The organism is Pseudooceanicola nanhaiensis DSM 18065 (assembly GCF_000688295.1).
In the GTDB taxonomy this organism is placed as follows: domain Bacteria; phylum Pseudomonadota; class Alphaproteobacteria; order Rhodobacterales; family Rhodobacteraceae; genus Pseudooceanicola; species Pseudooceanicola nanhaiensis.
In genome coordinates, this window is sequence record NZ_JHZF01000016.1 from 164,328 (window position 1) to 184,413 (window position 20,086).

Annotated in this window: 26 protein-coding genes, 1 tRNA gene and 1 pseudogene; 14 read left to right on the top strand and 14 right to left on the bottom strand. The window is 64.1% G+C overall.

The window, feature by feature from the left end; translation table 11 throughout:
• Window positions 1–2: 2 nt before the first annotated feature.
• The 6 genes from Q344_RS0120065 to Q344_RS24565 all read right to left on the bottom strand — a co-directional run bounded on the left by Q344_RS0120065 (window position 3) and on the right by Q344_RS24565 (window position 4,411).
• The gene (locus Q344_RS0120065) at window positions 3–344 is read right to left on the bottom strand and encodes an SMR family transporter (protein WP_028288359.1); all 342 of its coding nucleotides are present in this window, start codon (window positions 342–344) and stop codon (window positions 3–5) included.
• A 144-nt stretch (window positions 345–488) separates the two neighbouring features.
• Window positions 489–1,490 carry a hypothetical protein gene (locus Q344_RS0120070; RefSeq protein WP_028288360.1) on the bottom strand — a complete coding sequence of 334 codons (1,002 nt, stop codon included), beginning with the start codon at window positions 1,488–1,490 and terminating at the stop codon, window positions 489–491.
• A 184-nt stretch (window positions 1,491–1,674) separates the two neighbouring features.
• The gene (locus Q344_RS0120075; RefSeq protein ID WP_229669234.1) at window positions 1,675–2,658 is read right to left on the bottom strand and encodes a quinone oxidoreductase family protein; all 984 of its coding nucleotides are present in this window, start codon (window positions 2,656–2,658) and stop codon (window positions 1,675–1,677) included.
• Window positions 2,659–2,669: 11 nt separating this feature from the next.
• Window positions 2,670–3,470, bottom strand: a complete 801-nt coding sequence (locus tag Q344_RS0120080) for an SDR family NAD(P)-dependent oxidoreductase (RefSeq protein ID WP_028288362.1) — start codon at window positions 3,468–3,470, stop codon at window positions 2,670–2,672.
• A 185-nt stretch (window positions 3,471–3,655) separates the two neighbouring features.
• The gene (locus Q344_RS24560) at window positions 3,656–4,051 is read right to left on the bottom strand and encodes a hypothetical protein (protein WP_051630901.1); all 396 of its coding nucleotides are present in this window, start codon (window positions 4,049–4,051) and stop codon (window positions 3,656–3,658) included.
• A 9-nt stretch (window positions 4,052–4,060) separates the two neighbouring features.
• A complete protein-coding gene (locus Q344_RS24565) occupies window positions 4,061–4,411 on the bottom strand; it encodes an ElaB/YgaM/YqjD family protein (RefSeq protein ID WP_051630903.1) in 351 nt (116 codons plus the stop codon).
• Window positions 4,412–4,648: 237 nt separating this feature from the next.
• Here Q344_RS24565 and Q344_RS0120095 point away from each other — a divergent pair, with 237 nt between their 5' ends.
• Window positions 4,649–5,281 carry a cupredoxin domain-containing protein gene (locus tag Q344_RS0120095; protein WP_028288363.1) on the top strand — a complete coding sequence of 211 codons (633 nt, stop codon included), beginning with the start codon at window positions 4,649–4,651 and terminating at the stop codon, window positions 5,279–5,281.
• Between the two features lie 21 nt (window positions 5,282–5,302).
• On the opposite strand, the gene Q344_RS0120100 is transcribed toward Q344_RS0120095, so the two are convergent.
• Window positions 5,303–5,959, bottom strand: a complete 657-nt coding sequence (locus Q344_RS0120100) for an SOS response-associated peptidase (RefSeq protein WP_028288364.1) — start codon at window positions 5,957–5,959, stop codon at window positions 5,303–5,305.
• A gap of 213 nt (window positions 5,960–6,172) precedes the next feature.
• Here Q344_RS0120100 and hisD point away from each other — a divergent pair, with 213 nt between their 5' ends.
• The 11 genes from hisD (at window position 6,173) to Q344_RS0120155 (ending at window position 12,947) form a co-directional block, all read left to right on the top strand.
• Window positions 6,173–7,477: a histidinol dehydrogenase gene (gene hisD / locus Q344_RS0120105; protein ID WP_028288365.1), complete on the top strand. Its 1,305-nt coding sequence runs from the start codon at window positions 6,173–6,175 to the stop codon at window positions 7,475–7,477.
• 111 nt (window positions 7,478–7,588) lie between these two features.
• Complete coding sequence (locus Q344_RS0120110; RefSeq protein WP_028288366.1) at window positions 7,589–8,068, top strand: UPF0262 family protein; 480 nt, start codon at window positions 7,589–7,591, stop codon at window positions 8,066–8,068.
• Window positions 8,069–8,072: 4 nt separating this feature from the next.
• Entirely contained in the window at window positions 8,073–8,531 is a 459-nt protein-coding gene (locus Q344_RS0120115; RefSeq protein WP_028288367.1) for an arsenate-mycothiol transferase ArsC, read from the top strand.
• A complete protein-coding gene (locus tag Q344_RS0120120) occupies window positions 8,528–8,920 on the top strand; it encodes a ketosteroid isomerase-related protein (protein WP_028288368.1) in 393 nt (130 codons plus the stop codon). Before Q344_RS0120115 ends, Q344_RS0120120 begins: the two co-directional genes overlap by 4 nt.
• Window positions 8,917–9,504, top strand: coding sequence for a GNAT family N-acetyltransferase (locus tag Q344_RS0120125; RefSeq protein WP_028288369.1), 588 nt, complete (start codon window positions 8,917–8,919; stop codon window positions 9,502–9,504). Before Q344_RS0120120 ends, Q344_RS0120125 begins: the two co-directional genes overlap by 4 nt.
• Before the next feature lie 174 nt (window positions 9,505–9,678).
• The gene (locus tag Q344_RS0120130; protein ID WP_028288370.1) at window positions 9,679–10,554 is read left to right on the top strand and encodes a carbon-nitrogen hydrolase family protein; all 876 of its coding nucleotides are present in this window, start codon (window positions 9,679–9,681) and stop codon (window positions 10,552–10,554) included.
• A 119-nt stretch (window positions 10,555–10,673) separates the two neighbouring features.
• Entirely contained in the window at window positions 10,674–10,892 is a 219-nt protein-coding gene (gene infA / locus Q344_RS0120135) for a translation initiation factor IF-1 (protein ID WP_010137880.1), read from the top strand.
• 62 nt (window positions 10,893–10,954) lie between these two features.
• Window positions 10,955–11,530, top strand: a complete 576-nt coding sequence (locus Q344_RS0120140) for a Maf family protein (RefSeq protein WP_028288371.1) — start codon at window positions 10,955–10,957, stop codon at window positions 11,528–11,530.
• Window positions 11,527–12,576, top strand: coding sequence for a ribonuclease E/G (locus Q344_RS0120145; RefSeq protein WP_028288372.1), 1,050 nt, complete (start codon window positions 11,527–11,529; stop codon window positions 12,574–12,576). The genes Q344_RS0120140 and Q344_RS0120145 overlap by 4 nt, the downstream gene beginning before the upstream one ends.
• On the top strand, window positions 12,576–12,794 hold the full coding sequence (locus Q344_RS0120150; RefSeq protein ID WP_028288373.1) for a DNA gyrase inhibitor YacG: 219 nt from the start codon (window positions 12,576–12,578) through the stop codon (window positions 12,792–12,794). Before Q344_RS0120145 ends, Q344_RS0120150 begins: the two co-directional genes overlap by 1 nt.
• Window positions 12,795–12,872: 78 nt before the next feature.
• A tRNA-Phe gene (locus tag Q344_RS0120155) sits at window positions 12,873–12,947 on the top strand.
• Between the two features lie 11 nt (window positions 12,948–12,958).
• Here Q344_RS0120155 and Q344_RS26410 read toward each other — a convergent pair.
• Together Q344_RS26410 and Q344_RS0120160 are read right to left on the bottom strand one after the other, a co-directional pair.
• Window positions 12,959–13,222 carry a hypothetical protein gene (locus tag Q344_RS26410; protein ID WP_084178512.1) on the bottom strand — a complete coding sequence of 88 codons (264 nt, stop codon included), beginning with the start codon at window positions 13,220–13,222 and terminating at the stop codon, window positions 12,959–12,961.
• Window positions 13,219–13,371 (bottom strand): hypothetical protein, encoded by a 153-nt coding sequence (locus tag Q344_RS0120160; RefSeq protein WP_244881795.1) that lies wholly within the window; start codon window positions 13,369–13,371, stop codon window positions 13,219–13,221. The genes Q344_RS26410 and Q344_RS0120160 overlap by 4 nt, the downstream gene beginning before the upstream one ends.
• Window positions 13,372–13,765: 394 nt before the next feature.
• Between Q344_RS0120160 and Q344_RS25700 the strand changes: the two genes are divergently transcribed.
• Together Q344_RS25700 and Q344_RS24570 are read left to right on the top strand one after the other, a co-directional pair.
• Window positions 13,766–14,818 (top strand): PIN domain-containing protein, encoded by a 1,053-nt coding sequence (locus tag Q344_RS25700; protein ID WP_169739209.1) that lies wholly within the window; start codon window positions 13,766–13,768, stop codon window positions 14,816–14,818.
• A 420-nt stretch (window positions 14,819–15,238) separates the two neighbouring features.
• Window positions 15,239–16,189, top strand: coding sequence for a hypothetical protein (locus Q344_RS24570; RefSeq protein WP_156954767.1), 951 nt, complete (start codon window positions 15,239–15,241; stop codon window positions 16,187–16,189).
• A 435-nt stretch (window positions 16,190–16,624) separates the two neighbouring features.
• On the opposite strand, the gene Q344_RS24575 is transcribed toward Q344_RS24570, so the two are convergent.
• From Q344_RS24575 to Q344_RS25710, 5 genes and pseudogenes are all read right to left on the bottom strand, one after another.
• The gene (locus Q344_RS24575) at window positions 16,625–17,110 is read right to left on the bottom strand and encodes a RipA family octameric membrane protein (RefSeq protein ID WP_156954768.1); all 486 of its coding nucleotides are present in this window, start codon (window positions 17,108–17,110) and stop codon (window positions 16,625–16,627) included.
• A gap of 2 nt (window positions 17,111–17,112) precedes the next feature.
• Complete coding sequence (locus tag Q344_RS25705; RefSeq protein WP_084178514.1) at window positions 17,113–17,535, bottom strand: TIR domain-containing protein; 423 nt, start codon at window positions 17,533–17,535, stop codon at window positions 17,113–17,115.
• A gap of 327 nt (window positions 17,536–17,862) precedes the next feature.
• Window positions 17,863–18,432: a hypothetical protein gene (locus Q344_RS26215; RefSeq protein ID WP_156954769.1), complete on the bottom strand. Its 570-nt coding sequence runs from the start codon at window positions 18,430–18,432 to the stop codon at window positions 17,863–17,865.
• A gap of 295 nt (window positions 18,433–18,727) precedes the next feature.
• Window positions 18,728–19,621, bottom strand: a complete 894-nt coding sequence (locus Q344_RS26220) for a hypothetical protein (protein WP_156954770.1) — start codon at window positions 19,619–19,621, stop codon at window positions 18,728–18,730.
• A gap of 195 nt (window positions 19,622–19,816) precedes the next feature.
• Window positions 19,817–20,086: pseudogene (locus tag Q344_RS25710) on the bottom strand (IS5/IS1182 family transposase); the annotation flags it as partial.

The following is a 20,086-nucleotide window of genomic DNA, read 5'->3' on the forward strand; positions in this document are numbered from 1 at the left end:
CGTCAGTGCCCGACGCTGCCCGAGAAGACGTTGACGACGATGACCCCGGCCACGATCAGGCCCATCCCGATCACCGCCGGAAGGTCGAGCCTCTGGCCCTGCCACGCCCAGGCCACCAGCGTGATGAGGACCACGCCCAGCCCGGACCAGATCGCGTAGACGACGCCCGTGGGCATCACCCGCATGACCACCGCCAGCAGGCCGAGCGCCAGCGCGTATCCGAGCGCCGAGATCACCACCGGCAGCGGCTTCGACAGCCCGTCGGAAAGCGCAAGCGCGGTGGTGGCGATCACCTCGGAGGTGATGGCGATGGCGAGGAGGACATAGGCGAGGGGCAGGGACATGGGCGTGCTCCGGTGTTCCCGACCGTTCTGCCTGCCGGCCGCCACCGGGTCAAACCGCTTCGGAGCGCGGAGGGCGGCGACGAGGCCGCCCGCGAGCGTTGCGGTCCTCGGGCGGCCCCGGCCGGGTGCCGGCGCGACGGGCCGTCAGCGCATCCAGAAGCCTTCGCGCTTCAGACGGTTGCGGATCGCCTGTTCCTTGCGGGGCAGGTTGTCGCGGTCGAACATAGCCCGGACCTTGGCGCCGCGGCCCTGGTAAATCATCCGCAGCATCGGCTCGTATTGCTTGAGCACCTTCTTGACGGGCTGCGGCGCGGCCACACGCTCGAGCACCTCGACGGCGCGGTCGCCTTCGCGGGCGTAGAGCAGCGGCAGGACCCGGTAGTGGCAGGTGACCGCGCCATCCATCAGGCCGGGCGGCAGCGTGTCCCGCCCGCCCCCGAGCGCATGGATCACGAGCGGCAGGGCCACCTGGTCGAGCCAGGGATCGAGCGATTGCAGCTCGAGCGCGCGGGGCGGGGTGTCGCGGATCGCGAGCGCGTAGCGCAGGAACAGCTCACCGAACGCCTGCGGGTCGCGGTAGAAGAAGAACCCCGCGTTGAAATAGAGGTAACGCTGCCAGTATTCGTCGGGCTGGGACCGGTCCAGCGAGCTTTCGTAATCCAGCCCGAACCGGTCGTAGAGCGATTTCCAGATCGCCCCGTAGCCGGGGCCGTAGAGTTCGAGCCGGGGCCAGGTCCCCTCGCGCCGGAGCGAGGCCGTGGGGCGGTCGAAATCGAAGGGCACCTCTGTCAGCTCGCCCGTGATGAGCGTGTCGGTGTCGAGGAAGAGGAAGTTCTCGCCCTCGGGCAGGGCGGCGAGCGCCTCGATCTTGTTGCCGTAGGGATAGGCGTGGCCGAAATGCCGGCTCTCGAAGGGGACGAACTCGGCCCCGAGGCTCTCGAGCAGCCGGCGCGTCGCCTTGTTCGAGACCGTCGGATCGTTCGGCCAGAGCGGACCGGGCTGCGGTTCGAGCAGCAGCAGGCGTCCGGTGAAGCCGGGTGACATGTCGCGCAGCGAGGCGGCGAGGAGGACGGCCTCGTATTGCAGCCGGCCGGACTGGACCACCGCCGCCAGGTTGAACCGCTGCCTCTCCGGCGCCTCTGCCATGCGTCCCCACCTCCTGCCCCGCGCGACCTGCCGCATTGAAGGGCCTCGCGGCGCGCGCCGCAATCGGATCGGCCGGATTTCCGCCGAGCGCGGCCCCGGCGCCTCACCGAAGCGCTGGCGCGGGGCGCGCGAGCGGCGGCAGGATGCCTGAGCTGCGTTCCGCCCTGATCCGCGGGACGGGGTGTCAGTTCCCCGCCCGCAGGACGATCTTGCCGAAATGGCTGTTCGATCGCATCGCCTCCAGCGCCTCCCCGGCCTGCAGGAGCGGCATCTCCCGGTCCACCGGCAGGGTGAACTCGCCCGCCTCCAGCATCTCCCAGACGTCCGAGCGGACACGGGCGTTGATCGCCTCCACGTCGTCCAGCGTGCGGGTGCGGAAGGTGACGCCGATATAGGCCACCCGCCGCAGGGCGTGCAGGTCGAAGTTGAACTCGCCCGCCTGTCCGGCCAGCCGGCCGACGTTCACGATCCGGCCCTCGAGCGCGGTGCAGGCCAGCAGCCCGTTGACATAGGGGCCCGAGAGCATGTCGACGGTCAGGTCCACGCCCTTGCCGCCGGTCAGCTCCATCACCCGGTCCGACCAGCCCTCCTGCGACGGATCGATCGCGTGATCCGCTCCGAAGTCGCACAGCCGGTCGCGGCGCTCGGGCGTGGTCGAGGTGCCGATCACCATCTCGGCCCCGCATTTCCGCGCGATCTGCATCCCGAGCAGCCCGACCCCCGAGGAGGCGCCGAAGATCATCACCCGGGCGCCGGGCCGCATCGCGCCGTTGATCAGCACCGCGTCCACCATCGTGCGCAGGGCCACCGGGTAGCAGGTCGCCTCGGTCCAGCTCATCGCCTGCGGCACGGGGAAGCAGCGCCGGTGGTCGGCCACGGCGTAGTCCGCGAAGCCGCCCATGCCCGAGCACATCACCCGGTCGCCGGGCTTGTAGCCGCCCGCCTGCGCCCCGGCCTCGACCACCTCGCCCGCCCATTCCATGCCGATCGGGTGGCCGGAATTGCCGCCGAAGCCGTGGCTTCCGCCCATCATCATCAGAAGGTCCGCGCGGTTCAGCGCGGCGGTCCGGACCCGCACCAGCAGCTCGGTCGGACCGGGCGAGGGGATCGCGACCTCACGGGTCTCGGGTCCGGTGTCGCCCAGCACGGTGGCCTGCATTGTCGTCATGATCGTTTCCTTCATTCCCTGTGGCGCCCCGCCGTCGCGCCCGCGTCGACCGGCAGGATGACGCCGGTGATCCAGCGTGCCGCATCGGAGGCGAGGAAGGCAACGGCGTTGCCCACGTCCCAGCCTTCGCCCTCGACCTGCAGGAGCGAACGGTTCCGCCGCGAGGTCCGCAACGTGTCGTCCATGCCGCGGGCGTAGACCATCGGCGTGTGGACCATCCCGGGGCAGATGCAGTTCACCCGGACCCCGTCGCGCCCGTGGTGGGTGGCCATCGCGCGGGTCATCTGCACCACGGCCCCCTTCGTGGTGGGATAGAGCAGCTTGGGATGGCCGCCGAGGATGCCCGCGACCGAGGCGATGTTGACGATCGAGCCGCGCCCGGCGGCGATCATGCCGGGCAGGCAGGCCCGGGACATGAGCACCATGGACGAGACGTTGACCGCCATCGCGGCGTCCCAGGCCTCCATGTCGACATCGAGCGCGGTGCCCTCGGGCCCGCCGATGCCGACATTGTTCACGAGGATCCCGGGCGCGCCCAGATCCTCGGTGACGCGGGCGATCGTGTCCTTGCAGGCGGCCTCGTCGGTCACGTTGCAGGTGTAGACCCGCGCCGAGCCGCCCTCGTCCTCGATCATGCGGAGCGTGGCCTCGGCCCAGTCCGTGTTCTCGTCGATCAGCGCGACCCTGGCGCCGTGGCGCGCCATCAGGATCGAGGCGGCGCGCCCGTTGCCGATCCCGTCGGCCCGGGACCCGGCGCCGGTGACGACGGCGGTCCGGCCGTCGAGCGCGAAGGCGGAGGGGACGGCGGTCATCTTCTGCCCCCCTTATGCGTATGGCGCGTGCGTGACATGGCATCCTCCCTTCAGCCGCAGCCATTGCCGCGGGCGTGTCGGAGGCGATCATGCAAGCGCCGCGCCCTCAGCCAAGGGCGCGGCGGGATCCTTTACGGATGTGGCCTTTGTGGATGGAGCCCGCGGGGCGCGGCACTCCGCCCGGCTCACCGCGGCGGGGGAGGCGGGGGAGGCGGCGGCGGGGTCCGGCGCGGGATCGCGGCGCTCGCGGCGATGCCGGCCCCGATCCCCTGCACGAAGGCACCGAGCACGCCCGCGGCCGAGAATCCGACCGGCGCCGCGCCGGGCAGCGGCGGGGCAGGCGCGACCGGCGGCGGCAGGGGACGGCGCAGGGAGGCGATCGCCAGGATGACGAAGCCGAGCCCCATGTAGGCGCAGCCGATCACCACCGCGGCCACCAGCGTGCCGAAGGCACCGGCCAGGCCGATCCAGGCGGCGACGGTCAGGAAGGCGAGGCCCACGAGCATCAGAATGCCCGCGACCGCGCTGAAGGCCGCGCGCTGCGCGGCGAAGCGCATCGACAGGAAGAGGTTGGCGAACATGCCGACCCCTTAGCGGCGCGCGGTGAGCAGACCGAAGACGAAGCCGACACCGGCCGCGATGCCCAGGGCCGCGCCCGGGTTCTCGCGCACCGCACCTTCGGCGCGGGCATAGGCGTCACGGACCTGCGCTTCGGCATCCGCCACGCGCGCCTCGGCCTCGCCGCGCAGCTCCGCGGCCTTGCCCTTGGCCATGGCCTGCAGCTGTTCGCTCTGGACCTTGCCGTAATCCTTCATCACGCGGGTGAGCTCGGCGATGTCGTTCTGGATCACCGAGATCTGCTTCTGGATGTCGTCGCTGTCCGTGGTCTTGGAGGTCGCCGTGGCGGCCGGTTTGGCGCCGGAGGCCGTTGTCTGTGCCATCGAAATTGCCTTTCTCACCTGAACATTGTCACGGGGTGAACGCTGGTTGACCGGCGAAGTTCCCCAAGCCCCGCACCGGGTTAGCCCCGGAGCGGACGCCTGCCCGGGACATATTGATGCCCCATTCGCCGACTAGAGCCTAGCGCAATCCGGCCCCGGCCGGCAATGAAACGAACGACACCAGGACGGAACGGTTCCGGGCCGCGCGATCGGGCCGGGCCGCGAAGGGAAACGGACATGTTGGGAAAGAACCTCTTTGCCGCGGTGCTCTGCGGCCTCTTCCTCTCTGGTGCGGCGGCGCCTGCGCAGGCCGCGCTGCAATGGGACTGGGGCTGCTGGTGCTGGCGCGACACGGGAAGCGGAAGCGGCGACGGCACTACCGGAAGCTATACCGCGTCGAACGGGGCGAAGTATTCGATCCTGAAGGAAACGGTGGCCTATTCCGGGCGCACCCACCTCGTGCTCGTCAACGAGGAAGGGTTCTTCCCGGAGCGCATCTACGCGAACAAGGGCGACCGGGTGCTCTTCGTCAACAAGTCCGACCGGAGCCTGACCGTCGAGGCGACGAACACGTCCTGGAACTCGCAGACGCTCTACCGCGGCTCGTCCTACCTGCTTCTGGTGCAGGACGGGCTGCACGGCAGCTTCCGCGACAAGGCGAGCTGCGGCTGGAACAGCTGCACGCGGATGGCGGGCGAGATCAGGATCGCGGCCCTGCCCGCAGAGGTGAACTTCTGGGAAGACACCCTCGCCATAACCGAGATGCTGCCGATGTTCGGCATAGCGACGAGCGCCCTGACCAGCTCGGTCACCTTCGTGGGCAACCTGCAGACCGCCAACGGTTTCGAGAAATCCGTCACCGGGGTCTGAGCCGGCCCGCGTGGCGTCGGCTCAGAGCGGTTCGATCAGCTCGGGCCCGCGGGCCCGGTTGGAATTGACGGCCTGCGACACCCGGTACATCGCGATCACCTCGTCCGGCGCGGCCCTCATCAGCCGCGCCGCGCCCTTGCCGGCCTCGCCCAGCCAGAGCGCCCAGTCGGCGGGGTCGAGGATCACCGGGATCCGGTCGTGGATCTCCGTCATCCGCCCCTCTGCCGCGGTGGTCACGATGGCGCAGGTGGTGAACCGGTCCTCGCCCCGCGCCCAGTCCTGCCAGATGCCGGCCATGACGAGCGGCGCGCCGTCGGCACGGTGGATGAACCACGGCAGCTTCTCGGATCCGCTCCGGTCCCATTCGTAGAAACCCGCGGTCGGGATCAGGCAGCGCCGCGCGCGGCAGGCGTCGCGGAAGGCCGGTTTCTCGGCGATCGTCTCGGCCCGCGCGTTGATCAGCAGGGGACCGTCGGCGGGCGTCTTGTACCAATGTGGCAGGAAGCCCCACCTCATGCCGGTCAGGCGGCGGCCCCCCGGCCCGAGCGCGACCGTGTGGATCCGCGTCGTCGGGCAGACGTTGTAGTCCGGCACCTCGGGCAGGTCGTTCGCCGGCGCGGCCTCGAAGAGCTGCGCCATGGCGTCGGGGGGAAGGGTCACGGCGAAACGGCCACACATGGCGGTGAAAGTAGCGCATGGACCCGGCGGTGCAACGGGCGGGCGATGTCGAGCGGAGCGCGCCTGCGGCGCGCACGCGATTCATGGCGATCCGGCCGGGGGCCGGATCGCGGAGGCCTCCGGCGGGGATATTTTCGGCAAGAGGAAGCAGGCGGGCTTGAGGGGTGGCCGCGCGGCCGGTATGGGGGCGGAGGTCTTTTCCGGGAGGGTCCGATGCCCCAGTTCCTCAGCACCGCCGATGCGGATTTCGAGAGCGCCTTCGCCGCGCTGCTTTCGGCCAAGCGCGAGGACAGCCCGGACGTGGATGCGGTGGTGGCCGGGATCATCGCCGACGTCCGGGACCGGGGCGATGCGGCGGTGCTGGAACTGACGGCGCGGTTCGACCGGCTGGAGCTGACCGCCGGGACGATGCGCTTCTCAGAGGCGCAGATCGCGGATGAGATCGCCCGGGTGCCCGCCGCCGAGCGCGCCGCGCTGGAACTCGCGGCCGAGCGCATCCGCGCCTATCACCTGCGCCAGCTGCCCGAGGACGCCTCCTGGACCGATCCGGACGGCGCGACGCTGGGCTGGCGCTGGAGCGCGGTCTCGGCCGCCGGTCTCTACGTGCCGGGCGGGCTGGCGTCCTACCCGTCCTCGGTCCTGATGAACGCGATCCCCGCCAAGGTCGCCGGGGTCGAGCGGCTGGCCATCTGCGTGCCGACGCCGGACGGGGTGGTGAACCCGCTCGTGCTGCTGGCCGCCCGCCTTGCCGGGGTGGACGAGGTCTATCGCATCGGCGGCGCCCAGGCGATCGCCGCGCTGGCCTACGGGACGGCAACGATCCCGCCGGTGGACAAGATCACCGGCCCGGGCAATGCCTTCGTCGCGGCCGCCAAGCGGCGGGTCTTCGGCAAGGTCGGCATCGACATGATCGCCGGGCCGTCCGAGATCCTGGTGATCGCCGACGGGGCAGGGGACGCGGAATGGATCGCGCTCGACCTCCTGAGTCAGGCCGAGCACGACGAGAGCGCGCAATCGCTGCTGATCACCACGGACCCGGCCCTCGGCCAGGCCGTCGCCGCGGCGGTGGAGCGCCAGCTCGAGACGCTCGAGCGCCGCGCCATCGCGGGCGCTTCCTGGCGGGATTTCGGCGCGGTCATCGTGGCGCGCGACCTCGACGAGGCGGCGGCGCTGTCGAACCGGATCGCGCCCGAGCACCTCGAACTCTGTGTCGCCGACCCCGAGGCGCTGGCGCCGAAATGCCGCCACGCCGGGGCGATCTTCCTGGGCAACTGGACGCCCGAGGCGATCGGCGATTACGTCGGCGGGCCGAACCACGTCCTGCCGACCGCCCGCTCGGCGCGGTTCTCCTCGGGCCTGTCGGTGATGGACTTCCTCAAGCGCACGACGCTGGCCGCCATGACGCCGCAGGCTCTGGCCGCGATCGGACCCGCGGCCGAGACGCTCGCCACCTCGGAAAGCCTCGAAGCGCACGGGCTTTCCGTCCGCGCGCGCTTGAACAGGCTCAACGATCTGTGAATAGTCGCCGGACCGCGGCGTCTTTCCGTCGGGTCCGAGTGGAATTTTGCTGCGATGCAGCATAGATTGTCTGGGGAGAGGGAGGCATCACGCCTGCTGAAGAGGTCGGAAATGTCCCACATTTCGCATATTGAACTGGACGACGCGAACCTGCCGCCGCCCACGCCCGAGATCGAACAGGAACGCCGCGTCGCGATGTTCGACCTGATGGAGGAGAACTCCTTCACCCTGCCGAAGCGGGACGACCGCCTGGTGCCCGACGGGCCCTACCGTGTCGGCCTGTCGATCCGCGACCGCCGGCTGGTGTTCGACATCCGGACCGAGGCGAACGATCCGGCGGCGGAGTTCCACCTGTCGCTCGGCCCGTTCCGGCAGGTGGTCAAGGATTACTTCGCCATCTGCAAGAGCTACTTCGACGCCGTGAAGACCCTGCCGACGCACCAGATCGAGACCATCGACATGGCGCGCCGCGGCATCCACAACGAGGGCGCGAACATCCTGATGGAACGGCTCGAGGGCAAGGCGCAGGTCGACAGCGACACGGCGCGGCGGCTCTTCACCCTGATCTGCGTGCTGCATTTCGGAGGCTGACGATTTGCTGCCCCTTCCCCAGGCCGTGCTGTTCTGCTGCGACCACAACGCGGTGCGGTCACCGATGGCGGAAGGGATCATGAAGCACTTCTACGGCGCGGGCACCTACGTGCAGTCCGCCGGGGTGCAGAACGACCTCGAGATCGACGGCTTCGCCATCGCGGTCTGCGCCGAGATCGGGGTGGAGCTGTCGCGCCACCGCTCGCGCAGCTTCGACGAGATGCAGAAGATGGGCGACGACCTGGGCTCCTTCGATCTGATCGTCGCGCTTTCGCCTGCCTCCCAGCACCGCGCGCTGGATCTCACGAAATACTACCATCTCACGGTCGAGTACTGGCCGATCATGGACCCGACCGGCATCGGCGAGACACGCGAGCAGAAGCTGAGCGCCTACCGCCAGAGCCGGGACCAGATCGTGGGCCAGCTCGAGCACCACTGGGGACTGCCGAAAGGACCGTCATGACCGACACGATCCGCCGCTATTTCGAGGCCTTCAACGCGAAGGACAAAGAGGCGATGCTCGGCTGCCTGACCGAGGACGTGGCGCATCACGTGAACGAGGGGCAGGTCCGCGAGGGCCGCGCGCTCTTCGCCGAGTTCTGCGAACACATGGCCCGATGCTACGACGAGACCCTCACCGAGATGGTGCTCTTCGAGGCCGGGGACGGGACCCGCGGCGCCGCCGAATACATGGTGAACGGCACCTACCTTGAGACCGACGCCGGACTGCCCGAGGCGCGTGGCCAGAGCTACCGCCTCCCGGCGGGCAGCTTCTTCACGCTCAGGGACGGAAAGATCGCCCGGGTGACGACCTATTACAACCTCGCCGACTGGATGGCGCAGGTCCGGTGACCGAGGTCCGGGTGCTGACCGGTCCCGCGCTGGACGCCGCGCTCGAGGACGTGGCCCGGCTCCGGATTACGGTCTTCCGCGCCTTCCCCTACCTCTACGACGGCGACCTCGCCTACGAGCGGCGGTATCTCGAGGCCTACCGCAGCCCCTCCGCCATCCTCGTTGCCGCCTTCGACGGCGCGCGCCTCGTCGGCGCCGCCACCGGCACGGCGATGGAGGACCACGCCGCGGAGTTCGCCGCCCCCTTCGCCGCGCGGCCCGAGCCGTTCTCGCAGATCTTCTACTGCGCCGAATCGGTTCTCTTGCCGGACTACCGGGGCAGGGGCCTCGGCCATGCCTTCTTCGATGTGCGCGAAGCCCATGGCCGCGCCCTCGGGCGCCGCTACGCGGCCTTCTGCGCGGTCCTCCGCCCCGAGGACCACCCCGCCCGGCCCGCAGGCTACGCCCCGCTTGACCCCTTCTGGCGCAAGCGCGGCTACGTGCCCCTTCCGGGGGTGGAGGCCAGGTTCCGCTGGAAGGATATCGGCGCGGACACCGACACCCCGCACCGCCTCCAGTTCTGGATGCGCGACCTCACCGCCTGAGCCGGCGCTCCTCCTTCCTCTTGCTCCAAATATCCCCGCCGGAGGCACGCGATTTGCCCCGCAAATCGCATTTGTCGTGTGCGGCCCGAAGGGCCGCGCCTTCTGACACCGCCCCGTCCCGCAGATCGACAAGGCCATTGCGGCCCGGCCCCCCTCCGCGCTACCCCTTGCGCCATGAAGATCGCCACCGCCGCCTATCCGCTCGACTGGTTCGCCGCCTGGACCGATTACGAGGCCAAGCTCACCGCCTGGGTGGAGGAGGCGGTCGCCGCCGGGTCCGACCTGCTCGTCTTCCCGGAATACGGCGCGATGGAGCTCGTCTCTCTCGCCGGAGAGGAGGCCGCCGCCGACAACGACGCCTCGATTCGGGCCGTCGCGGCGCTGATGGAGGACGCGAACGCGCTGCACCGGGATCTGGCGCGCCGTCATGGCATCCACATCCTCGGCGCCTCCGCCCCGATCCCTGTGGGCGGGAAAATCGTCAACCGCGCCCATTTCCACACGGCCCGGGGCGAGACCGTGCATCAGGACAAGCTGATCATGACGCTCTGGGAGCGCGACCCGATGGGCGTCGCCGGCAACGGGCCGCTGAAGCTCTTCGAGACCGCCCTCGGCCGGATCGCGATAAACATCTGCTACGATTGCCAGTTTCCACTCCTCGCCCGGGCGCAGCGGGAGGCCGACCTCCTCCTCGTCCCCTCCACGACAGAGGCGGCGACAGGCTTCTGGCGGGTCCGGATCGGCGCCCGCGCCCGCGCGCTCGAGGCGCAATGCGTCTCCGTCGTCTCTTCCACGGTCGGGCCCTACCCGAAGCTGGAGCTGATGGAGACAAGCCACGGCGCCGGCGGCATCTTCTGCCCGCCGGACCAGGGGTTCCCCGTCAACGGCATCCTCGCGGAAGGCCCCGAGAACGTCCCCGGCTGGACCTATGCCGAGGTCTCGCCCGAGGCGATCGCCCATGTCCGCGCCGCGGGCGGTGTCCGCAACCGCACGCATTGGGAGGAGAGCGCGGCCGATCTGGGCCCGCTCGAGCGGATCGACCTGCGCTGAGACCGCGCCGGTGGTGCCATTCCCGCCCCTCGCGCACTATTCGCTTGAAAATCGCCCGTCTTGGTACCATGTAACGCGCACCTGCGCGCCAAACGCAGGACATTACTCAAGGAGACCACATGGCCAAGGAAGACATTCTCGAATTCCCCGGCGTCGTGAAGGAACTCCTGCCCAATGCGACATTCCGGGTCGAGCTCGAGAACGGCCATGAGATCATCGCACATACGGCAGGCAAGATGCGCAAGAACCGCATCCGGGTTCTGGCCGGCGACAAGGTGCAGGTCGAAATGACCCCCTACGATCTGACCAAGGGTCGGATCAACTACCGCTTCAAGTAAGCCGCGACCGGGGCTCGATCCTTTCGGGCCCCGCGCACCCTTTCCATGGCGCGGAGCACAAGGTGAAACTCATCCTCGGCTCGGGCAGCCCAAGACGTCTGGAACTGCTGGCCCAGCTCGGCCTCGAACCCGACGACATCCGCCCCCCCGACATCGACGAGACGCCGCACAAGGGCGAATTGCCGCGACCCTATTGCGCCCGCATGGCGCGCGAGAAGGCGCAGGCCGTGCAGGCCGACGCCTCCGACGTCGTGCTCTGCGCCGACACCACCGTCGCGCTCGGCCGCCGGATCCTCGGCAAGCCCGCGGATGCGGGCGAGGCGGCCCGGTTCCTCTACGCCATGTCCGGCCGCCGGCACCGCGTCATCACCGCCGTGGCCGTGCGCCGGGGCGACCGGCTCTGGGAACGCGACGTGGTCACCACCGTCAAGATGAAGCAGCTCTCGGACGACGAGGTGAACGGCTACCTCGCCACGAACGACTGGCAGGGCAAGGCCGGCGCCTACGGTATCCAGGGGCCTGCCGGCGCGCTGATCCCGTGGATCCAGGGCTCCTATACCGCCGTCGTCGGCCTTCCCGTCGCCGAGACCGCCGCGCTGCTGCAGGCCGCCGGCCTGCCGATCTGGAGAGCCGCATGAAGGGCACGACCATCCTCCTCGACCGCTGGCAGGGGGCCGAGGCGGCCGCGCTGATCCGCGACGGCCAGCTCGAGGATCTGCTGATCGACAGCGACGATCCGCGCCCCGGAACGATCTACCGCGCCCGCGCCGACCGGCCGATGAAGGGGCAGGGGGGCATGTTCCTCACCACACCCGACGGCTCGGCCTTCCTGCGGCAGGTGAAGGGGCTCTCGCCCGGCGCGCCGCTTCTGGTGCAGGTCACGGGCCACGCTGAACCCGGCAAGGCGATCCCGGTCACCACGCGGCTGCTCTTCAAGAGCCGCTACGCCATCGTCACCCCCGGCGCGCCGGGGCTCAACGTCTCGCGCGCGATCCGCGACGAGGAGCGCCGCGACGATCTCCTGACCCTCGCCCGCGAGGTGCTCGAGGGCCATCCCGTCCTCGAACTCGACCCGCCCGCGGGCGTCATCATCCGGTCCCTCGCCGAGGACGCCGAGGAGGAGGACATCGCCGACGACATCCTAGCCATGGCAAGCCTTGCGATGAACGTCCTCGGCGATGCCGAGGGCCCGCCCGAGAAGCTGGTCGAGGGCGACGGCCCCCACACCCTCGCCTGGCGCGAATGGCCGCAGACGGCCGACGTGCGCGACGGCGACGGCTGCTTCGACGAGATGGAGGTGGGCGAGATGATCGCCGCCCTCCACCACCCCGAGGTGCGCCTGCCCGGCGGCGGCCACATGATGATCGAGCCGACGACCGCGCTCGTCGCCGTCGACATCAACACCGGCGCCGACACCTCGATGGCCGCGGGCCTCAAGGCCAACCTCGCGGCCGCCCGCGACCTGCCGCGCCAGCTCCGCCTGCGGGGCCTCGCGGGCCAGGTGGTGATCGACCCCGCCCCGATGCCCAAGAAGGACCGCCGCCAGTTCGAGGGCGCCCTGCGCGCCGCCCTGAAGGGCGAGAGCTTCGAGACGGTGATCGCCGGCTGGACCCAGCTCGGCCTCGTGGAACTGCAACGCCAGCGCGCCCGCCCCGCGCTGCCGAAACCGAAGGGAAAGAGCTGATGGCCTGCCCGATCTGCGGCGAGAGGACCGAAGCCGCCTACCGCCCGTTCTGCTCCAGACGCTGCGCCGACCGCGACCTCGCCCGCTGGTTCAACGGCAGCTACGCGGTCCCCTCGACCGATCCCGAGGACGTCGAAAAGGCGCTGGAAGAGACCGAACGCCACCTCTCCGAAGGGGGGTCTTCGGAGGGCTCCAAGGGGCCCTTCGGTCACCATTGAAAACTTCCAAAAAGCCTCTGGACACTCTCCGGACCCTCGCCTAGAAGGCGTGCACCCGAAGGCGAGACCTTCACCCGTGCCCGGGTAGCTCAGGGGTAGAGCAGTGGATTGAAAATCCTCGTGTCGGTGGTTCGATTCCGCCCCCGGGCACCATTTATCAAGACCTATGTTGTTGTTTTCTCCCGCTGCGGCGCGCCTTTCCGTTCGGGAAGTGCCTTGTCTGTATCACAATTTGTATCACATCGCGCCATGGTCGGTGACTCTGGTGCGGCCTTGATCGGCTCGGCGAAGCGCGGATCGATCCGCGGAGCGGGCTTCACCGGCTTGTAGTAGACCGTGCGGCGCAGCACGCCGAACCAGGCGCAGAGCTTGGCCATCGACAACGTGATGCCCTCGGCGCCGAGACCCTGCTGGATGCGACGGATCAAATCCCGTCCTTCCCATCCAGCTGGGCCTGCAACTTTTTTCGCGCCCGCTGCTCCAGCATGGCCTCGCCGTAGGCATCCTGAAGGTCCTTGAGCTGCTTCTCGTAGTGCTCTCGGATGTCGAGCGGATTGGCCCGCAGAGAGTTCTCCATTCCCCGCTTCGCGTCTTCAACCCAGCCCTCGATCTCGGAAGGAGCCAGGTCAAACGAGCCGCCGGTCGATCCCTGTGCACCATCACGCTTGGCGCCGACACGAAGGGCGGAAAACTGCCGTTCGCTACGACCTGGGCGAACGGCAGGGATGCGCAAAAAGTGGACGCAGCACTGTAGAGCTCATTTCGCGAAAGCTACCGCAAGCACAGCGATTTCCGTCTCCGAACCCATCCGGATTGATGTTAACTGGGGGCGGCAATGTGAGGTTGTCAGGAAGCGGCCAGGAACGTATCAATCAAAAGACAAGGTCTTCACCGGGATTTTTCATCACCGATGGACTTCTTCGTGCAACCCTCGTGCATGACTCGTAATTCTGCTTAGACTGGAGCAAGGCGTGCCCACGATTTTTCTCGACACAAACGTTTTTATAGATGCTCAATACTTCAGGCCGGCTGGCGCTCAAGCATTCCTAAGGACATGTAAATTCGCAGGTTTTGATATCGCCGTGCCTGAAGTGGTCCTTGATGAAGTGCGAGGAAAATATCAGCAGGGACTTTCTGCGGCATTGGTCTCGCTAACTAAGGCAGAGCGACAGGTTGCTCGGTTTGTAACTCTTGAGAGTTCCGAAATTTCGTTTGATGAAGAGATAGATAGTTTCAATGCATTCGTTGAGGAGTTATTGGAGGACGTAGGGGTGGACGTCCTGCCTTATCCTGACATAGCGACAAAAGACTTAGTTATTGGCGGCTATTCCAACAAAAAACCCTATAAGGAAAATGGCGAAGGGCATAAGGATTATCTGATATGGAAATCTATAGTGGAACGAGTAGATCCAGCCGACGGACCGCATGTTTTCGTTACGAGCAACACGTCAGACTTTGCCCATGAGAAGACGAAAGAAACATTTGTTCTCCATCCAGAACTGAAGTCGGATCTACCTGATGAGGTATCTGTTCTGGGCTTTACAGGTCGACAGTCTCTTCTTGAGAGACATGTTCTGCCACGTCTCGATGGATGGAAGCCTTGGACTGATTCAAGGGTCGATATTGACGTCGAAAATTTTGCCGAAAGAGTGATTGGAAAAGAGCTACCATATAAAACTATGTATGGGCTGGAGGGTCTTCCATTCAGCAATGATGTTACTATTACGATGTATGGGAATCCAGCAAACCTGGACGTGCATTATGCCCTCATTGGAGATCAATACATGGTGCGCATACGGGGTGAGTCTGAATGCCTTTTTGACGGATACATGGATAAGTGGGAGTATTTCTCAGAGCATTCTGAGACCATGGCGGGGAGCGATTGGAATGATCATGTTGTAAGCGTAGAAACTGTGGCGGTAGTAGAATTCGAGGTAATGGCTACCTACGACCCCGCGAATGGAGAGTTAGGTGGCGCCACCCTGAAGGTGCTTAACGAGATCGAGGATGACATCTACCAATAGAAGCTTCTTTCGCATGAGGTTTTTTATTCCTTCACATCGGCTTCGGGTTACGGCCATGATACGGAAGGGACGAAATTGCACCGCTCAAACCGGTCAAGAGCCGTTTCCCGAAAAGTCATTCTCTAAGGTTGCGCAATCGGCAGAGATGGCCGCATAGCGGAACTACGGCTGTGTCTACTTGCTGCAAGGTGGAGTGAAGGGCGGCTGTTGCCTGGAACCTGTCGTCTCCCGCGCCAGGCTGGAATGGCTGCACAGGGCTGTCGTTTCTGGGCAACCCCTGCTCACCTGGGCGTGCAGTATGCCGCGGCGCGGCAGGACCGCCCCGAGCCATACTACCTCGCAAGTCATTCCGGCTTTGACCTGTCCCTCTTCCTCCTCGAAATCCAGAGCGGTATCATGTGCCCATACCGGAGAATGCGAATGCTGGAATTTACAGACAAAGAAAAGCAAGAAGTCACCGACTACTTTCTCGGGCAGTCACCGGAAGGCACAGAAGTCAGGTTCGCACAAAAGGTCTACGCCGAGTCTGTTATCGGGCATACACATTCGGTCTGGGACATACACGCGAGCGATAGCCGGTGGTGGGTAATTACGAACCCGACGAACCTCTACTCGCAGGAGCAGTTCCCGAACCTGGATCTTGCTATTACGTTTCATATGGGTCTCTGCCTGCGCATACCTCGCAACAACCTGAAGCAGGTGGACGTCGAGAGCGTGCGACCATTCACAGATGTCCTGAACGCTATCAGGGAGTGCGAGACTGCGCTTGCGCAGGCAAATGACCAGGGGGCGTTTCGAGCAATCGGGGTCCGGTGCCGTGAGAACCTTCTGGGGTTTGTGCACGCTGCACAGGATGCATACGACTGGCCCGAACAGGATCTTCCCCAACGCTCGAATTTCAAGTCGTGGGTGGAAATGATTTTTGACACCTTTCTTAGTGGGTCAGACAACCGGGAACGTCGGCGTCTAATCAAGACAACGCTAAAAGAGACGTGGGACTATGCGAACTGGCTGACACATTCCCAGTCTGGGAAGTGGATGGACGCCGAAGTCGCTACTAATGCCGTATCTCACGCCATTAGCATGGCAGCGTCAATCTGTGTCCGGCACCTGCGCGGTGTCCCGGACCAATGCCCGGCCTGTGATTCCCACCGCTTGTCTCCCGAAGAGGGCTTAGACCCGAAGAACCCTGAGGTGATCTTTGAGAGGCCTGTGTGTTCGGAGTGCGGTTGGGCGGGTGATGCCGTGCCGGTTGGTGAACGAACTGAAGACGAGGTCGCCCAGTTCATTACGCGCGAAGGCGAGACCTCTGATGAGTGCGGCGTGATGCAGACACCGCTTATGGAGGTTCTCGGCAAACGACCGAAGTAGTGGGCATACATAGAAAGAGTCATGATGACCTGCGACCCGAGGGGCCTTAGCGCGCCTATTCTGACAATGCGCCAAGCGCAGCGAAGGTAAGCTTTTCCACTCTGCCGACTTTGGGTCGTCCAAACATGCTGCTCGAGGCCCTGAATGACCGTTTGGGGGTAACTGCACCGCAGCGCTGACCTTGCTGCCGAATGCCCGGAGAGGGCCGGAAGTTGCCATGGTGGCTAAGGGCGGACTCCGGAAGTTCGCCGCACCTGCGACGACATTCTTGGCCGACTGGAGAAGCGGACCTCCACGCCGGGGGGGGGCAGTGCGAACCCGCCGGTCCGGCATGAAGGACGGGAATCGGAGGTCCGCTGCCTTCACTTGCAAAAAAGTAATGTCGAAAGAAGAAGACTGGGACCGAACGCAGTTTGCTGGATGGAAAACGTCACTTTAGCAGAAAAGCGACTTTGTCCACTCCCATGTAACTTCCCAGGGAAGCTCTATCGCAAACTGCACCAAGTGAACAAAAATGAATACAAACGGGACGAGCACTTCGATCTTGTGGAACGGCGTGTGGCGGCTGCCATCCACCCCCGTTAGGAATTGCCACTCGTCGCTATAAGCCGACACCGGCAGTTGTTGCTCGAGTTTGGTGATGACCGCGAATTTGGCGGAATTGAGAGATTTGTAACTCAGGACTGCACGTATCCAGAGAATGCAGATGGCGATACCGGCCAGCGATATAGCCCAAGTGTTCGCTTCCTCTGCCTCACGAGCGACGTAGGCGGTAGCGCCGATGATCGCGGTATTTACAGTTAGATAGAATGAATTTGCAGATTGCCGACGCTGACTTACACGATCTGCCATTTCCACAAGTAATTTATAGATTTCAAGAATGTCTTCGGTCGAATCGCGACTTTTCCTATCTTTCTCCACGTTTAATAGTTCCCGTTTCCGAGGTTCCACACGCCGTCGATAACCGATTGCTTATTCCAGCCAACGGCCCGCGTCGAAGCAGACATAACAGTTGAGGAAGCACGCTTTTGCGCCCAGGGATCGACCGCTAAGATCGGCTTGTGATAGAGAGCAGACCCGTCGATTTCCTTTCGAATCCACTTACTGTGGTTTGAATACATACCTGTTGGAATTACTACAACGTCACTCTTGGCAATGCGCTCATAGATTGCTGTTTGAAGGGCTTTGTCGGAAGGTGCGAAGTGAATAGGGTTATCTTTTGGGACAGAGGTGTTGAAGAAGTTCAATCGAACCCCATTGATGGACCAATATTCCTCAAAGATCCATTCTGCCAGTTTGTCGTAGTGATTCGAATACGTCCAAGAGTGACTGATGAAGACGTTCATTATTTCCTCAAGCTTCGGTCCTGTCGCCTACACTACTCGTTCAGTGCGGTTAAAGGAAGTGTCAGATAAACGCGGAAGAGAATAACTTTATTGCGGTGGCTCACCAATCACAAGGATGATGGTTAATTCATACAGCGCCGCCTGTTCAACAGCGGCCCCTGCTTATTTGTCCTTACCCATGCTCAAGGGCGGGATGGTCAAACGAACCGGCGTCGGTGCGCCTCAAGATATGTGTGGTTTGCTCGGCGCCGATGTTAAAGGACTCTTCCGATCAGCGCTGAGATTGTGTCACTGCGAAGCTAAGCTTGGAGTGAAGTGAACCAAATTTCAATCTGCGTAATAGTTACGACTAACCTGCGAATACCATTTCAAAAAAACTTCTTTGATCTCGCCTCGCTGCGACTGCGTGGGATTGTCAGGTGGAGTTTCATGAACAAACACCTCGGTCGTGCCAACATCAAAAACCCCGCCAAAAACATCTCTTTCTCGAAAAATGAGTAAAGGAAGGCGTAGCCCGAACAATATTCCAGCTTTCAACTGATTCCATGGAGTGGGAAACGAAACACTGCCCGACCTCGAAACCTTTATCTCCTCCGCAGTTCCACGCTTCCAAATCCCTGAGGTAGCAACGAACTGCTCGTATCCGAGAATAACGCCGCCGTGGCAATGTCGAGCGATGGCGTAGACTTCTTTTAGGGGCACATCTTTTGGATAATCTGAGCGCCCGAGTGCCCGAGGCTCCAGTTGTAGCTCGTTGAGGATTTCCAGCACGACGCCCCGTGACTTCTCCTGCTGATCATTTAGCTTCGTTGGGCTTGAAACAAATACCGGAATTCGCATTTTTCCCCCGATGGCACCTTCCGCCTGATCATTACCCATAACCTGCTGCTTCAGCAACTGACGTCGCTGTCGCGCTAAACGTCGAGCACGTTCCTTTGATTCATCGATGTCGAATGCCCACTTCGTGGGAACCACGGGGATGGGCCTTTGGGACGTAGCTGCACTGTGCCGCGAAAGACCGGTTTGGAGAGGCCGCGCCGCAGCGAGCACCATCCTTGCGGATGTCGGCATTGGGCCGGTCGCGCCGCCCAGGAAGTGAGGGCGGATTCCAGACATTCTCTGCGGCGAAAAAAAATTCTGCCGTTGGGAAGAGGATCAGACGTTAAGAACTGAGGGCGGTTGTGATGCGCTTTCAGCGGCCCAGCCCGTCACCATCCATCCGAGATTGCTCATCAGGAACGTATGTTCGCAGCTCGCTCCCCGTAATTCCGAACGCATCTGCAACTTTTTGTATCAACTGTTCGGCTTGTTTTGTCAGTGGAGCTGAGCGATCTACACCGAGCCTGTTATAGCAATCATTCACATCCGAACTGGACAAGTGCGCATCCGCACCCCGCAAATCATAGGCCCCAAATAATGGGCTCATTCGCCTGTATGCGTAGTCCTCATCCGTATACTTTGCCAACAATCTTTGCAGAAGCTTGAGTGTGCCTTGATCTGACTTACCCTCTCCCAGTGCTTCTATCAGGCTCTTTTTATTGATCCTCTCGATTGAAATCTTTACCAAGTCCTTCGCGAGGGACCGCAAACCGCTTTCATCGGTTGCACGGAACCTGTGAATTCTTGAAGACAGCTCCTCCACTTCATGGTGGTCTCTGAAAAGAGCAATATCAAACTTTTCTTGGAACACTTGACCGATCCAGCCGAGGGCATGGTGGATTAGGAACTCAGGAGACTTGGTCGCGGCGGGTTCGCAAGCCATTTGCGCCTCCATGAGCTCAGAGGAGACTCCTCCATCTGGCCGACAATTGTGCGCCCCCCAAATTCTCCGTTCCCAAAGCGGTCGGTGTGCGACGTCATATGCGTAGGCATTGACAAGGCCCAGTTTGTTGACACCGAAGTGTAGCAACCAATCGGGTGATGGGGAAACACCGCCCGTATCGTGCGTATACCAAGTAATCGTTGCACCCCGGCGCGACAGAAGATCATTTATCACTTCCGGTTTGAACCAAAGGTATTTCCCTACTTCCTCGTAGTTGAGTGTCTTCAGATCAACTCTTCCTCCACCGCCGTCGAGTTGGACCATGATCGCCTCATCCGGCTCTCCGTAACCGATCCGCCATGACTTTTCGGCGGCCTCAATCCACTCGCCGCGCCACATCTCGCCTGTTACAAGGAAGCGTCCTCCCTCATCGCCGCGAACCCCCTTTGTGGTTTCCGTCTTGGTGGCTCTGTTGCACAAATCGGCTGAACGCCGAGGTTCCCCTTTCCCCGGACAGACTTATCCCACAGCTTCCGTGACGGGTATGCCGAGCGCGGTGTAGCCGTTCAGGACAGCGATGCGGACCTGGAGCTCGGCGACCTGTCGGTCGAAGTCTCGCGCCATGAGCCGCTGGCCCAGCAGTTTCACACAATGCATCTTGGTCTCGACGCGGCTCCTGCGGTGGTATCCGCTCCATCGTCGCCAGAGGGCCCGGCCGAGGTATTTCGCGGCGCGCAGGGCCTCGTTTCGTGCGGCCGCGCCAGCTGTGATCACCTTCCACGGCTTGGC

Bases quoted from the DNA above. Each gene is read 5' to 3' on its own strand.
- Q344_RS0120130 (WP_028288370.1), top strand. From the start codon at position 9,679: ATGAAGATCGCCACCGCCGCCTATCCGCTCGACTGGTTCGCCGCCTGG.
- Q344_RS0120150 (WP_028288373.1), top strand. From the start codon at position 12,576: ATGGCCTGCCCGATCTGCGGCGAGAGGACCGAAGCCGCCTACCGCCCG.
- Q344_RS0120100 (WP_028288364.1), bottom strand. From the start codon at position 5,959: ATGTGTGGCCGTTTCGCCGTGACCCTTCCCCCCGACGCCATGGCGCAG.
- Q344_RS0120080 (WP_028288362.1), bottom strand. From the start codon at position 3,470: ATGACCGCCGTCCCCTCCGCCTTCGCGCTCGACGGCCGGACCGCCGTC.
- Q344_RS0120095 (WP_028288363.1), top strand. From the start codon at position 4,649: ATGTTGGGAAAGAACCTCTTTGCCGCGGTGCTCTGCGGCCTCTTCCTC.
- Q344_RS0120065 (WP_028288359.1), bottom strand. From the start codon at position 344: ATGTCCCTGCCCCTCGCCTATGTCCTCCTCGCCATCGCCATCACCTCC.
- Q344_RS0120160 (WP_244881795.1), bottom strand. From the start codon at position 13,371: ATGGAGAACTCTCTGCGGGCCAATCCGCTCGACATCCGAGAGCACTAC.
- Q344_RS0120110 (WP_028288366.1), top strand. From the start codon at position 7,589: ATGTCCCACATTTCGCATATTGAACTGGACGACGCGAACCTGCCGCCG.
- Q344_RS24560 (WP_051630901.1), bottom strand. From the start codon at position 4,051: ATGTTCGCCAACCTCTTCCTGTCGATGCGCTTCGCCGCGCAGCGCGCG.
- hisD (WP_028288365.1), top strand. From the start codon at position 6,173: ATGCCCCAGTTCCTCAGCACCGCCGATGCGGATTTCGAGAGCGCCTTC.
- Q344_RS0120120 (WP_028288368.1), top strand. From the start codon at position 8,528: ATGACCGACACGATCCGCCGCTATTTCGAGGCCTTCAACGCGAAGGAC.
- Q344_RS0120075 (WP_229669234.1), bottom strand. From the start codon at position 2,658: ATGACGACAATGCAGGCCACCGTGCTGGGCGACACCGGACCCGAGACC.
- Q344_RS0120070 (WP_028288360.1), bottom strand. From the start codon at position 1,490: ATGGCAGAGGCGCCGGAGAGGCAGCGGTTCAACCTGGCGGCGGTGGTC.
- Q344_RS24570 (WP_156954767.1), top strand. From the start codon at position 15,239: ATGCTGGAATTTACAGACAAAGAAAAGCAAGAAGTCACCGACTACTTT.
- Q344_RS24565 (WP_051630903.1), bottom strand. From the start codon at position 4,411: ATGGCACAGACAACGGCCTCCGGCGCCAAACCGGCCGCCACGGCGACC.
- Q344_RS26220 (WP_156954770.1), bottom strand. From the start codon at position 19,621: ATGGTCCAACTCGACGGCGGTGGAGGAAGAGTTGATCTGAAGACACTC.
- Q344_RS25705 (WP_084178514.1), bottom strand. From the start codon at position 17,535: ATGAACGTCTTCATCAGTCACTCTTGGACGTATTCGAATCACTACGAC.
- infA (WP_010137880.1), top strand. From the start codon at position 10,674: ATGGCCAAGGAAGACATTCTCGAATTCCCCGGCGTCGTGAAGGAACTC.
- Q344_RS0120145 (WP_028288372.1), top strand. From the start codon at position 11,527: ATGAAGGGCACGACCATCCTCCTCGACCGCTGGCAGGGGGCCGAGGCG.